Below are 13229 nucleotides of genomic sequence, written 5' to 3' on the forward strand. Positions count from 1 at the left end.
AATAAACCGGATTCGATCATTATCATATCGTTTTTTGCAGAGCTAATCCACAGGCGTAAGAAGGCATCTCAATCTTGAACGAGCTCAATATCCGGATATTTCTTCACCAGTTCATCCATGGCGTTATTCCGTTTTCCCTTGAGATACTGGTCAAAGAAAGCAACGCTCACCTCGTTTACGACGCGATGAACCGATTTTGCATTCTCTCCCGGGTTAGGCAGCAGCGGAGAGAATAAATGAAAATCCGTATAACTCATATGGGAAGTATGCGGGATCGTCATCGTGTATCCGCCTCCCTGCAGAGCATTCATACGACGCCTTACCGTCTCCTCCCAAAATTCTTCGTAATACTCCCGCGTATGGCCGCTTTGCGCCATGGCTTGCTCCAGCGTATTGTCAAATATCGACTTGTCAATACTCTTCTCACCATTCATCTGTAAATATGGCTTATTCAGTCCCGTGCTCGGCATGGGTTCTCCATATAAGGTTCCATCCATATTAATCGCAGCTTTGATACGTGAATCCTTCAGCAGCATCTGGGCAGCGGTGGCTCCGCCGTAAGAGTGCCCGAACATCCCGATTCGCTCCAGATTAAGACGACCCGTAAAACGGTCCTGTTCATCCTGTCTATTCAATTGTTCCAGCCGATCCAAAATAAAGGATACATCGCGGGTCCATAGTGTCATGTGCTCGTCAAGTGCTTGAAAACCAGAAAGCTGTTGTTTGTTGATCAAAATCTCCCGGCCGTCTGGGTATACCGTTGCAGCCGCATCATAGGCATGGTCGATTCCAACCACGATATATCCATGGCTGGCCAGCTCTTCGATCTGGAAGGTATTCTGGTTGCGGAAACCCGTCATGCCATGGGAAAAAATCAAGATCGGATATTCCTGCTCCATGGAGGACAGCGGGGCATTGCTGTAGGCATGGGTCTTCACGAGGCCCAGATGGCTTAACGTCCAAGCAGGGAAGGACAAGGCCTGTTCGAGACCTTGTGTAATGGCTGCTACATCACGGATATAGGGTGCGGCTTCTTCCCCCGCTTCAGATTCGGAAGGATACCATAACTGTACCATCAGCTCGCGGTGATCCGTCGGATCGGCAGAGTACTCATCGGACCGGTCATTGTCAATAAAGTGGTATACCGCTGTTCCCACAGGATAGGGACCCTGAGGTTGATTTAATGCGAATACAGGGAGCAGGAGAGGCAGTGCGACCATGACCGAAGCGTAAAGGAACAATACCGTGGTCCACAACCAGGCTTTCCATCTTCTCCTGCTCTTACTGCGCGTTTTTTTATCATGTTTTCTAAAAATGATGCAAACCGTTAGGATAACGGATGCCGCATAACAAGGAATCATTTGCCATCGGCAATCCTCAACGATGATCTGCACAACCGTAACGATATATAGCGCGATTAACGAGTAAATCAGCAAGCTTTTCTTCGATTTTGGTCCCCAAATCGTAATTATAGCCAGCGCGATAATGAATAGTATGATAACCATTTCTCCGAATCTCAAGTAAGTTCCTCCTATGTTTAACGGTTATTGTGGTTTATTAGATATCTGCCTTTGAGTGGAACGAAGATTCATCGGTAATTTGTGTTGGTTTTCTAAGAAATAAGCTGAGAACCAGTCCCGTACATGCAATGCAGGCAGCCAGGAAAAAGGTGTCCGCAAAGGATGCTGCAGGAGATTCCAGAGGGTTGGTTCCAGCAGGGTGACTCGGCAGGTTTGATGTCATCCGGGAAGATAAATATCCCGTGAAGCCGGCTACGGCAAACGAAGCGATGACCTGCTGTGATGCACTTGTGAGCGGAGTAACCCGGCTTACAAGGTGTTTAGGGGTTGCATTTAATACATGCGTATTCAGGGACATCATCGATAACCCCATGCCGGAGCCCATGAAGAACAATACGATCATGATGAGTAGTAAAGGGGTATCGGTTCGAACAAAGGACATCGTGAACAACGCAGCTGTAATCAGCGTCATTCCGGCCACAAGCGGGGGACGTGCGCCCACTTTATCAAAAAGCTTGCCGGCCATAGGCATAAAGATCATGGAACCGACTGCCTGCGGCAGCAGGATTAGCCCGGTCGTCAGCGGAGTGAAACTTCTAATCTGCTGAAGAAGCAGCGGGAATAGAAGCACGGAGCCGAACATCGCGGCCTGCATGATCCAGGAGATGATGATACCACGTGTAAAATCAGCCGATCTGAACGCACGCAGTTCAAGAAGCGGTTGTTTTTGCCGCAAGCAGGACCAAATAAAGAGCAAGAGCGCAATTCCACCGATGGTTATTCCGGATAGCGTTCTGGCGGAAGTCCAGTTTACCCCTCCCTCACTGACCCCATAAGTAATCATGGCAAAAGCTACAGGCCCAAGAATCATGCCGACAATGTCCAGAGACGGAGCCTCATTTCCTGAAAAAGAAGGCAGATGTTTGATGCCCACGAATAGTCCGATCATGCCAATCGGGAGATTGATCAGAAATATCCACTGCCAGCTGACAAACTCAATCAGCCATCCGGATAATACGGGACCTAGCGCTGGGGCAAGCAGTAATGGAATTCCAAACATCCCTATAATAGAACCTCTTTTATCCGGAGGTGCCAAACGGTATACCATGGCCATCCCGATCGGCGATACCATGCCGCCACCCATGCCCTGAATAACCCGGAAGGTGATGAGCTGCTCGGCTGTCTGGGCAAAAGCACATAACACCGATCCTATCGTAAACAATCCGATCGATATGAGAAACACCCGTTTGGGCTGAAATTTATCCGACAGCCATCCCGCGAGAGGGATGACCGCTGACAATGCAAGCGTGTATGCGGCAATCGACCATTGAATGGTATGGAGGGGGCTATCAAAATATTGAACTAGCGTAGGTACGGCGACATTTACGACGGTGCTGTCCAACAGGACCATAAAGGTGCCGATGATGACGGCAAATAATGGCGCAATGATGTCTTTGATTGCAAAAGCTCTTTCTTCTGAGGTATTACGGACAATTGCAGATGGATCTGACATGATGGTGAACCCACTTTCTTTTTAATAATCTTGCGATTTGGACTTATTGGTTTTTAAAAAAACCAAAAGGTCATTTATAATAGTAACGATGAACGTAATCTGTGTCAAACGGGTATCCATCAAGTTTTTTATCGAAAAATATAACATTTTGGTATGCTCGTCCATCTAATCTTATAGAGGGCCCTCAAAAGGAGATGAATATCGTGCGAGAATTGGAACATGAAGTCAAGAGAGCACAGCGAGGAGATCGTGAAGCGTTTATCCGGCTCTTCCGGAGGCTGGAACCCGAACTGTACGGCTTGGCGAAGTCCATTCTAAAACGCGATGAAGATTGTGCGGATGCTTTTCAGGAGACAACACTTAAAGCATATAAATCTTTATCTACATTACAAAAACCAAAGTACTTTAAAACCTGGGTGATTCGGATTCTGATCAATGAATGCAATCAGCTGCTTCGAAGCAGAGAGCGTACCGTTGTCATGGCAGAAGTGCCTGAGCGCATACGAACATCCAATTATTATGAAGACATCCACAAGCTGGATCTTCGTGAAGCGGTAGAACGCTTAGATGAATCGCTTCGAATCGTTATACACTTGTTCTATTTTCAGGATTTGCCCATTAAGGAAATCGCAAGCGTGCTTGATATTACGGATGGAGCTGTAAGGGCACGTCTTCACAGAGCGCGGGGAATATTGTTTGATCAGATAAAACAAAATCGGAAGGGGAAGCTGGCCTATGAATCCTTTTGACTTGGATAAAGAACTGCGGGAGATAGGAAAGGGGCCACGGAGCGAGGTTCCGGATATGATTCGCCGCCATCAGGATGAGGTTTACGCTTCTCTGACAGATCTTCCGATGTCAACGAGATCGAATCAGCAACAGCGTTCCACTAAGATACGCAGAATGGTAGCAGCTACAGCCGCGACGGCCATGATAGCGGTGATAAGCAGTGCTTACGTTTCACCGGCAATGGCAGAATCGCTAAAAAAAATTCCGCTGATCAGCAGTATTTTCAGGTTAGCCGATGATTTGGGGCTTCAAACAGCGGGGGAGCGGGGGTTGGCAGCTGAACCGAACGCTAGCGTAACGCATGAAGGTGTGACCATTCGAATACCGCAGGTTGTATATGACGGGACTCGTTTGTCCTTAGCCGTGAAGCGGGAGGGTGAAGGATTTACCGGGGGGATAACGGATGTGGAAGTTATTAATGAGGGCAAGGGCACATCGCATCGATTTCAAAGAGGAGCCATCACCGATGTTGAGATGCTCATAGACGGCACCTCGATCCATGATCCCAGCCTGAGTGATAAACCGGGTCTGATTGGTAAGCCGACCTCGGATCCTAACGTCGTACTGTACGAACTTATAGGATTTTCACATTCAGAAAATCATAATCAATCCTTGCCGGATCAATTCCAGTTAACGGCCAAAATTACGCTTGAAGGAATTGATGCCCCTTATATCTTTAATGTACCTGTTCGGAAAAATACAGATCAAATTACGGTCTCGTCTGGAGAAACAAGAGAATGGAACGGACTTCAAATTTCGCTGGAGCAACTGAAATTTACTCCAATCACAACAAATCTCATCGTGAATCTCGAACGGATGGAAAAGTCCGGGAAGCTTGGTGACCATAATCTGCTGTTTGAGGTTTGGGATGATCGGGGAAGAGAACTCGGCAGGATCTCCGGGAAGGGAGTCTACAAGGATGATCGACAACAACAGCAGCGGCTGGAGTTGATGTTTGACCGGTTTGAAGAAACGCCAGATTCCATAACGATCAAGCCATTCCTGCCCGTCTTTCAAGATCCCGCTGCTAATGGCGGCTTGTATAAAGTCGATAGTAAGGGAGAAGTCGTCAAGACGTACCTGAAGGAATTGGAAATTTCCATTCCAGTGGATCATCTCGGTTTGGATAAGCTGTATGACGTTTCGGTCAAATAGTTCTGAAGAAACCAATTTTAGGAGGAAAAAACATGAAAACAATATATAAAGTAATGAGTTCCGTGGCACTGACAGGTATGATTTTGGGTGGAGTCGTTTGGGGAACTGCTCAAGCGGCGAGTATAACGGCAACTAAGCCTCAAGCGTCAAAGAGCTTGCTCCAAGACGAATTCAAGGCAGCTAGCGATACCCAACAAGGGATTACCCTTGCAGTGTCCAAAGCATTTTACGACGGAAACCATGTTAAGGTTGAACTAAAGCGAAGCGGTAAAGAACTTGCCGGCAGTTTAACAGGAGGCCAGTGGGATGAGCAGATGGGTGAGTATGTCCACGATAAAGGTTCTATCCGCCAAATGGACGTCTTCATTGACGGCAAATCCATACACGAATATGGGGGAGGGGATTTGGCAAAAAGACCAAGCGTAAGCACATCACCGGGTACAGATCCGAATCATGCGGTTATAATACTGAGCGATGCATCCCTGCTTGGAGGCAACCTTGAAGCTTTTCCTGATAAGTTCAAGTTAACGGCTAAAATAGATCTGGAAGGTGTTCAAAAACCGTTCACCTTGGAGATTCCGATTCAAAAAGTGATGAACAAACCGGTTATTCTTCAGCCTAACATAACTAAAAAAATGGGTGATCTCCGCTTGACGCTAAAGCAGGTTCATTCAACAGCTCACTCCACCCGAATTCAGTTCGTTCTGAAGGGCGGACATAATTCAACGATCCTGTATGATTTCTTTGATGATCAAGGTAATGAACTGGAGCGAATATCGGGAAGAGGCACCGATGAGAACAACAAGAACGGTGATTTCTATTACGACTTTATTCTGGAGACTCCGGATGCGAGCGCAAAATCGATTATCATGAAGCCGTTCACGCCTGAATTCAAAGATCCCAATGCAGCATCAGGCGAATTCAAAATGGATAAGAACGGAGAGATCGTCAAAAATTACTTGAAAGATCTTGAGGTGAGTATCCCTATTAAATAATTCACTAGACTACCAATTTTGGAGCAAGTGAAGAAGTGCCCGCAAAATATCTTGACGGGCACTTCTTTTTACATTTTGCTAAATTGCGAAATTCAACCAATATTTGACCTACATTAGCAATTGATAAGAAATATACTTGCATCTGGCATGCTATGATCTGAAGAGAAAAGGAAGTCTTAGAAGCAAGCTGGTTTTGACGTTTAATTTACTTATACGAGGGAGTGTAACAATCGATGATTAGCAAAATTGGTCAAATCATGGTGTACGTGAAGAATCAGGATCAAGCCGTGAAGTTTTGGACTGAAGTGGTAGGATTTCAAGTCATAGCAGAAGAGAATAACGGTGAAATGAGATGGATAGAAATTGCTCCTTCGAAGGAAGTAGAAACAAGCATCATTCTGCACGATAAGGAGCTAGTAGCCAAAATGTCGCCGGGATTACATTTGGGCACACCTTCTTTAATGTTTATTACGGAAAATTTCGATGCGCTGCACAGCCATTTGACCAGCCATAATATCACCGTGGGCGAAGTGGTGAATTTGCCTTCTGGAAGAGTTTTCAATTTCGCAGATTATGAGGAAAATTACTTTGCTGTCATGGAAAAATAATAATAACCGGTCCGTAAGAAAAACCATTGATCAAATGGATGTGAAGTCGCCTATTTGGCGGCTTTTTTGTATGTTCGTTTGTGTTATACTTTTTCCCTGCATTCGCTATAATGGATACAGTGATTTAAGGAAAGGAATGTCATGCATGAAGAACGTGATCGTTATTGGTTCGGGAATACTTGGGGCATCGACTGCTTATCAGTTAGCCAAAATGGGAGCCGAAGTGCTTATTATAGACCGCAATGATAAAGGACAGGCTACGGATGCCGCGGCAGGCATCATCTGCCCCTGGCTATCGCAAAGACGGAATCAGGCTTGGTACCAATTAGCCAAGGCCGGCGCGCGTTATTACCCTGAGTTAGTGAAAGAACTCATCAGCGAAGGCGAGGCAGAAACAGGCTACGCACAAGTCGGGGCTCTTAGCATCCACGAGGATTTGGATAAAATCCGCAAGATGGAGGAACGGGCTCATAACAGAAAAGCGGATGCTCCGGAAATCGGTGAGATAACCCGGCTGAATGAGGAAGAAACCCATGAGCATTTCCCATTGCTCCGAGATGGCTATCATTCCGTTCACATTAGCGGCGCCGCCCGTGTCGATGGTCGTGCACTGCGCGATGCGCTGATCCGGTCCGCTCAGAGGAACGGGGCAAAGCTTATAAACGGGGATGCCGCATTGTTATATCAAGCTAATCGCGTAACCGGAGCAGCTGTCGGAGCAAGTAGCTTTGCGGCAGATGAAGTCATTGTTTGTGCTGGTGCATGGGCTAATCAACTGCTACAGCCACTAGGCATTCATTTTCAGGTTCGTTTTCAAAAAGCGCAAATCATGCATGTGCAGGCGGCTGAGCAGCAAAATACAGGCATCTGGCCGGTCGTCATGCCGCCATCGGATCAATATTTACTCTCTTTTGATAAACAGAAGATTGTGATCGGAGCGACTCACGAAAATGAAGTCGAAGGCTACGATACGAGAATAACTGCCGGCGGCATGCAGGAAATCCTGAATAAAGGATTGGCCTTGGCACCTGGCTTGGCAGACTGCACATTTCAGGAGGTACGCGTGGGTTTTCGTCCGTTTACACCCGGATTTCTTCCGGTTATAGGTGCTGTCCCTGATTGGGAAGGCCTTATTACGGCTAACGGACTCGGGGCGTCCGGACTGACGATGGGTCCATTTATCGGTAGTCAATTGGCGAAGCTGGCGCTTGGTTTGCCACTCGATATCGACATCCATGAATATGATATTCGTTCGGCGCTCGGAGAGAGTTGAGGTAAATACGGCACAATCGGATTTGGTACAAACCGATCATTCAAGGGCAGACTTTTGATATCGAGGCCATATGTAGCATGTGGACAAACAGAAACTGTAGTATGATGAAAGCCGCGAAATTTTCGCGGCTTTTATCGTTGAGATGGCGGTAGTCCAACCTGTTATACAGTAGATATTGATTTGTTCACTTGGTTCGCCTTGATCTTGCCGAATATAAGTCGAACTGTCGGTCCTATAATGAGAAGCTGAAGCGGCAGGGCAAAAATAAAATTTTTCAGGAATATGGAGAAGTAATTACTAAACAAAGAGTCTCCAGCAATGCTGTTTGCATGGTAAGCGGAAGCCAGTCCGTACATGGACATAAAGGTAACCATGCCGATCACCATACATAGCGCCATCAACACAACCATAGGGATCTTGCTGGATTTATTACGCAATAGGGAAAATACGATTTTCTTTGCTACGGGTCCCACAACAAACGATTCCAGCAAGAAGGCTATTACAAAGCCCAATATTAATTGCATGAGTATGGCCATGAACGATATCTTTCCAATTAATCCGTTTGTGATTAGATTGTAAATTGTCATGAAAATGACCATTCCCGTGCACATCATCAACCCGAAATAAATATGTTCTTTCTTTGTTGCTGGCAATTTCATCATCCTTTCTAGTTACCTTAGTCATTATAGAGATCGGGGAAAGTCTCTCGTAAGTGAACATTCTGTGAACATTTACAGAAAAAATTCCGTTTTTTATGAATTCTTAGTCCTAAAGTTTTAAAAATGGAATGAATCCTGGTTGAAAAGTTATAAGCGAATATCAGTGGACCTAGATGATTTTACGGACCTCCGGCAGATGTGCGGATTATCCATGTCATGATAGGGTAAAGATAGGATCAGACAGTCATTGTAAGTGAAAACGAACGATGCAGCGTCGAGTCCTCCTTTTTTAACAAAAAATGACCATATTACGTTATTGGTCACTTGGTTCTGTATCGAGATCCATCATGTCTCAATGGGACAAACTTTAAGAGATTATAGGATTATGGAGGGAGATATCATGACACAGAATAAGGCAGTGCCTCAACCTAAAACCTACGGTCCGCTGGGCAATTTACCGCTGCTGGATTCAGCAGCTCCGGTCCAATCGCTTGTGAAGGTTGCTTCAGAACTTGGTCCAATCTTTCAGTTTCAGTATCCTGGTGGACGTAAGGAGCTGTATGCATCCGGCTATGAATATGTGAAAGACGCTTGTGATGAGAAGCGGTTTGATAAACGAGTCTGGGCGCCGCTCCAGAATGTACGGCCTTTTGCAGGAGACGGATTGTTTACGAGCGCCACACATGAGCCCAACTGGAAAAAAGCACATAATATTCTGCTCTCCAGCTTTAGTCAGCGGGCGATGCAAGGCTACCACACCAAAATGGTCGATATCGCCATGCAGCTTATCCAGAAATGGGCCCGGCTTAACCCCGACGAAACCGTTGACGTTCCTGCTGACATGACGCGGCTAACGCTGGATACCATCGGCCTGTGCGGATTTAATTACCGGTTTAACAGCTTCTACCGGGAAGACAATCATCCGTTTATTGACAGCATGGTGCGAGCCCTGGATGAAGGCATGAACCAGCTCCACCGACTGGGCATTCAAGACATGTTTATGCTTAAAAAGAAGCGGCAGTTTCAGGAAGATGTCCAGAGTATGTTCTCACTTGTTGATGAGCTCATTCAGGACCGCAAGAAGCATGGCGGCGATGAAGGAGATTTGCTCGCGCATATGCTGGAAGGCGTTGATCCTGATACAGGGGAGGGTCTGGATCAGGAGAATATAAGGTACCAGATGATTACTTTTCTGATCGCCGGGCATGAGACGACAAGCGGTTTGCTGTCTTTTGCCATCTATTTCTTGATGAAAAATCCGGATAAATTGCAAAAAGCGGTAAGCGAGGTAGACCGCATCCTGAAAGATCCTGTGCCGACGTACAACCAGGTGCGGGAGCTCAAATACGTCCGTATGGTTCTGAGCGAGTCACTGCGATTATGGCCAACTGCGCCTGCCTTCTCGCTGTATGCTAAGGAGGATACGCTAATTGGTGGAAATGTTCCGATTAAGAAAGGCGACAGTGTAACGGTTCTGATTCCTGGACTGCATAGAGACACCCGTGTGTGGGGAGACGATGTGGAGACGTTCAGACCGGAACGTTTTGAAGATCCTAGCAAGGTACCGCATGATGCTTACAAACCTTTTGGCAACGGACAGCGAGCATGCATCGGACAGCAGTTTGCGCTGCAGGAGGCAACCTTGGTGCTTGGATTGGTGCTCAAATATTTTGATTTGATCGAAAATCCGCCGTATGAGCTGAAGGTTAAGGAAACGCTCACTTTAAAACCGGAAGGATTCCATATTCAAGTTCGAAACCGTCAAGAGGGAACAGCACTCTTGGTCTCTGGAGGAGGGAAGGCGCAGTTATCCGATCCGGAGAAGAAGACAAACGCCTCGGCGTCCAATACGGCTGTGGCTGATGCCCATCATACACCACTGCTTGCTCTATACGGATCCAACCTAGGTACGGCTGAGGGAATTGCCCGCGAGGTCGCAGATGCTGCAATGCAGCAAGGGTTCGACAGCCAGGTAGGCACATTGGATGATTATGCCGGAAAGCTTCCGAAAGAGGGCGTTGTTATTATAGTCAGCGCCTCGTACAATGGACAGCCGCCTTCCAATGCAAGAGCATTTACAGAATGGCTTGAAAAGGCCGATGAATCGGAAATCCAGGGTGTGAAATATGCCGTATTCGGCTGCGGGGATCACAACTGGGCCAGCACCTATCAGCGGATTCCCCGCTGGATAGACGAACAGCTTGCTGCCAAAGGAGCGAAGCGATTACTCACGCGTGGTGAGAGTGATGCCAGCGGCGATTTTGAGCGTGAAGTCGATGAATGGACCGAGCATTTATGGCCGGATCTGATGCAATCACTAGGACTGCCTATGACTTCTATCAAAGAGCCGAAGCGCAGTGCCGTGTCCATCCAGTTCGTCCAAGGAGCCGCCGCCGTGCCCCTGGCAGAAACTTATCAAGCCGTCACAGGGCACGTGGTTCACACACGCAATCTGCAGCATACGGATAGCGGAAGGATCACGCAGCATATCGAAATCGCGCTACCCGCTGGAACGGATTATCATGAAGGAGATCATCTGGGGGTGCTTCCCATTAATCCGGTGGAGCTGGTGCAGCGTGTTCTCCGAAGATTCAAACTGGACGCGGGAGCGAACCTGATCTTGTCTGCTGAAGGAAGAAGCAGTGCGCATTTACCGACAGGCATTCCTGTGCGTCTGGATGACCTGCTGTCCCGCAGCGTGGAGCTGCAGGAGCCTGCCACAAGAGCGCAGATCCGGGAGATGGCTGCCTATACGGTATGCCCGCCACATGCTAAGGAGCTTCAAGATTTGCTTGAGGAAGCGACCTATCAGGCTGAAGTACGGGCCAAACGGATCACCATGCTCGACCTGCTGGAGCGATATGAGGCTTGCGAGCTCCCGTTTGAACGTTTCCTTGAGCTCCTGCCTCCATTGAAGCCAAGATACTATTCGATTTCCAGTTCTCCGAAGGTTAGCCGTCATACGGCAAGCATCACGGTCAGTGTTGTTCGAGGACAAGCATGGAGCGGCCATGGGGAATACAGAGGTGTGGCTTCCAACTATTTGGAGCAATTAAAGACAGGTGCAGAGGTTCTGATGTTCATTCGTACTCCGGAGTCGGGCTTTGCGCTGCCGGAAGATCCGGCAACACCAATCATCATGATCGGACCGGGTACAGGCGTGGCTCCCTTCAGAGGATTCATCCAGGCAAGACAAGCGCTTCAGAATTCTGGTCAGGAGCTGGGTGCTGCGCATTTGTACTTCGGCTGCCGGAATCCGGAACATGACTATCTTTACCACGAGGAGTTTGAGCAGGCGGAGCGGGAAGGTCTGGTGACTTTGCACACGGCGTTTTCGAGGGTTGACGGTGTAGAGAAATGCTATGTTCAGCACTTAATGACACAAGACGGCGAATTATTGCTATCACTGCTGGAGTCAGGAGCGCGAATGTATATTTGCGGCGATGGATCGCGTATGGCGCCGGATGTGGAACAAACACTGATTCAATCCTATCAGGAGCGACATGGCGTGGATGAGGAACAAGCAGCCGCCTGGCTATCCGGATTGGAGGCGTCTGGACAATATGTAAAAGACGTCTGGGCGGGAACATCATCATAACACCGTGATTTGTCGTTCTTCAGATCTCCTTGCGATCTGCTACGGTTATTATGTAAGATGGTCAGTACATGATAATTGGAAAAGATTCGAAGGAGAGTGTGACCTATGCGCGAAACTGAAACCTGTGTTCCGACTGGTGTGAATCCCCAAGACACCGGCTTTGGTTATACATTATCCTTGATCGGCGGTAAATATAAAATGATCATCTTGTATTGGCTGGCTGAAAATAAGGTGATGCGGCATAATGAACTGAAGCGAAGCATTGGTTCCATATCCTTTAAAACACTAAGCATCATGTTAAAGGAGCTGGAGGCAGATGAGTTAATCGTTCGCACGGAATATCCGCAGGTCCCTCCAAAAGTCGAATACACCTTATCAGAACGCGGGCTATCCCTCATTCCTGTGTTACATATGATGTGCGAATGGGGAGAGAAAAACAGTTTGCCGGCTCTGGAAGCTGTACAGCGGAAAGTGTGAGGTTGTTCTATCCAAAGAAGTATTTCCTTAACCAGGAAATACTTCTTTTTTTAACGGTTTCATTCTGTTCACTCATCACAGGTTGTCTATGAACTTCAAATAATCTCGTGCACTTATATCCAGTGCGCTATCAGGAGGCGATAGGTCCATGTCAGGCGTGTTCCCGCCAGGAGCAGCTTCCTGCCCGTAAAAGGCAAAGAACGAACGATAATCTGCGTCGCAGTAGAGGAAGGTTGTTTCAAATGGTGCTAGTATCTGTGCAAGCGTGTAGCGATACCTTCCGTCTTCCCGATAATCTTCTTTTTTAATTCCGGCGGATACAGCTAAAGCCACTTTGCGATTCTTTAATTTATCGCCTCCTTTTGAACCATAAGCCCAACCATAAGCAAAAACATCGTCAAGCCATTTCTTGAGGAGAGGGGGACAATTAAACCAATAGATAGGAAACTGCAAAACAAGATGGCTATGCGATTCAATGAGCTGTTGTTCTTTTTGCACATCAATTTTTCCGTCTGGGTAAACCTTATGCAATTCGTGAACCGTATACCGCTCCGGATATTTTTGGAGTTCCTCGACCCAGCGCTTATTTATGACCGAGGTTTCCAGACTTGGATGCGTTACGATAACAAGTGTTTTCAATGA

Annotated in this window: 11 protein-coding genes; 7 read left to right on the plus strand and 4 right to left on the minus strand. The window is 47.2% G+C overall.

The genetic code is table 11. From position 1 onward, the window contains the following. Nucleotides 1–68: 68 nt before the first annotated feature. Together AM231_RS08175 and AM231_RS08180 are read right to left on the minus strand one after the other, a co-directional pair. Nucleotides 69–1520, minus strand: a complete 1452-nt coding sequence (locus AM231_RS08175; protein WP_054402189.1) for an alpha/beta hydrolase family protein — start codon at nucleotides 1518–1520, stop codon at nucleotides 69–71. 37 nt (nucleotides 1521–1557) lie between these two features. Next, nucleotides 1558–3033 (minus strand): MDR family MFS transporter, encoded by a 1476-nt coding sequence (locus AM231_RS08180; RefSeq protein ID WP_054402190.1) that lies wholly within the window; start codon nucleotides 3031–3033, stop codon nucleotides 1558–1560. A gap of 203 nt (nucleotides 3034–3236) precedes the next feature. Between AM231_RS08180 and AM231_RS08185 the strand changes: the two genes are divergently transcribed. From AM231_RS08185 to AM231_RS08205, 5 genes are all read left to right on the plus strand, one after another. Continuing rightward, nucleotides 3237–3782, plus strand: coding sequence for a sigma-70 family RNA polymerase sigma factor (locus AM231_RS08185; protein ID WP_423212907.1), 546 nt, complete (start codon nucleotides 3237–3239; stop codon nucleotides 3780–3782). Next, nucleotides 3769–4977: a DUF4179 domain-containing protein gene (locus AM231_RS08190; RefSeq protein ID WP_054402192.1), complete on the plus strand. Its 1209-nt coding sequence runs from the start codon at nucleotides 3769–3771 to the stop codon at nucleotides 4975–4977. Before AM231_RS08185 ends, AM231_RS08190 begins: the two co-directional genes overlap by 14 nt. A 32-nt stretch (nucleotides 4978–5009) precedes the next feature. Then, a complete protein-coding gene (locus AM231_RS08195; protein ID WP_054402193.1) occupies nucleotides 5010–5972 on the plus strand; it encodes a DUF5643 domain-containing protein in 963 nt (320 codons plus the stop codon). 233 nt (nucleotides 5973–6205) lie between these two features. Continuing rightward, nucleotides 6206–6580, plus strand: a complete 375-nt coding sequence (locus AM231_RS08200) for a VOC family protein (RefSeq protein WP_054402194.1) — start codon at nucleotides 6206–6208, stop codon at nucleotides 6578–6580. Nucleotides 6581–6725: 145 nt separating this feature from the next. Further along, nucleotides 6726–7853 carry an NAD(P)/FAD-dependent oxidoreductase gene (locus tag AM231_RS08205; protein WP_054402195.1) on the plus strand — a complete coding sequence of 376 codons (1128 nt, stop codon included), beginning with the start codon at nucleotides 6726–6728 and terminating at the stop codon, nucleotides 7851–7853. A gap of 161 nt (nucleotides 7854–8014) precedes the next feature. Here the strand turns inward: AM231_RS08205 and AM231_RS08210 are convergent, their stop codons facing one another. Then, nucleotides 8015–8506 (minus strand): DUF2798 domain-containing protein, encoded by a 492-nt coding sequence (locus AM231_RS08210; protein WP_054403568.1) that lies wholly within the window; start codon nucleotides 8504–8506, stop codon nucleotides 8015–8017. Between the two features lie 406 nt (nucleotides 8507–8912). On the opposite strand from AM231_RS08210, the gene AM231_RS08215 reads away from it, so the two are divergent. After that, nucleotides 8913–12110 (plus strand): bifunctional cytochrome P450/NADPH--P450 reductase, encoded by a 3198-nt coding sequence (locus AM231_RS08215; RefSeq protein WP_054402196.1) that lies wholly within the window; start codon nucleotides 8913–8915, stop codon nucleotides 12108–12110. Between the two features lie 105 nt (nucleotides 12111–12215). After that, complete coding sequence (locus AM231_RS08220; RefSeq protein ID WP_054402197.1) at nucleotides 12216–12587, plus strand: winged helix-turn-helix transcriptional regulator; 372 nt, start codon at nucleotides 12216–12218, stop codon at nucleotides 12585–12587. A gap of 75 nt (nucleotides 12588–12662) precedes the next feature. Here the strand turns inward: AM231_RS08220 and AM231_RS08225 are convergent, their stop codons facing one another. Further along, nucleotides 12663–13226 carry an NAD(P)H-dependent oxidoreductase gene (locus AM231_RS08225; protein WP_054402198.1) on the minus strand — a complete coding sequence of 188 codons (564 nt, stop codon included), beginning with the start codon at nucleotides 13224–13226 and terminating at the stop codon, nucleotides 12663–12665. Nucleotides 13227–13229 lie beyond the last annotated feature (3 nt).

Origin of the sequence: Paenibacillus solani, from assembly GCF_001277345.1 — a bacterium.
In the GTDB taxonomy this organism is placed as follows: domain Bacteria; phylum Bacillota; class Bacilli; order Paenibacillales; family Paenibacillaceae; genus Paenibacillus_AQ; species Paenibacillus_AQ solani.

Excerpts from the sequence above, each read along its gene's own strand:
- AM231_RS08180 (WP_054402190.1), bottom strand. The coding sequence starts at position 3,033 with ATGTCAGATCCATCTGCAATTGTCCGTAATACCTCAGAAGAAAGAGCT.
- AM231_RS08190 (WP_054402192.1), top strand. The coding sequence starts at position 3,769 with ATGAATCCTTTTGACTTGGATAAAGAACTGCGGGAGATAGGAAAGGGG.
- AM231_RS08195 (WP_054402193.1), top strand. The coding sequence starts at position 5,010 with ATGAAAACAATATATAAAGTAATGAGTTCCGTGGCACTGACAGGTATG.
- AM231_RS08200 (WP_054402194.1), top strand. The coding sequence starts at position 6,206 with ATGATTAGCAAAATTGGTCAAATCATGGTGTACGTGAAGAATCAGGAT.
- AM231_RS08205 (WP_054402195.1), top strand. The coding sequence starts at position 6,726 with ATGAAGAACGTGATCGTTATTGGTTCGGGAATACTTGGGGCATCGACT.
- AM231_RS08215 (WP_054402196.1), top strand. The coding sequence starts at position 8,913 with ATGACACAGAATAAGGCAGTGCCTCAACCTAAAACCTACGGTCCGCTG.
- AM231_RS08220 (WP_054402197.1), top strand. The coding sequence starts at position 12,216 with ATGCGCGAAACTGAAACCTGTGTTCCGACTGGTGTGAATCCCCAAGAC.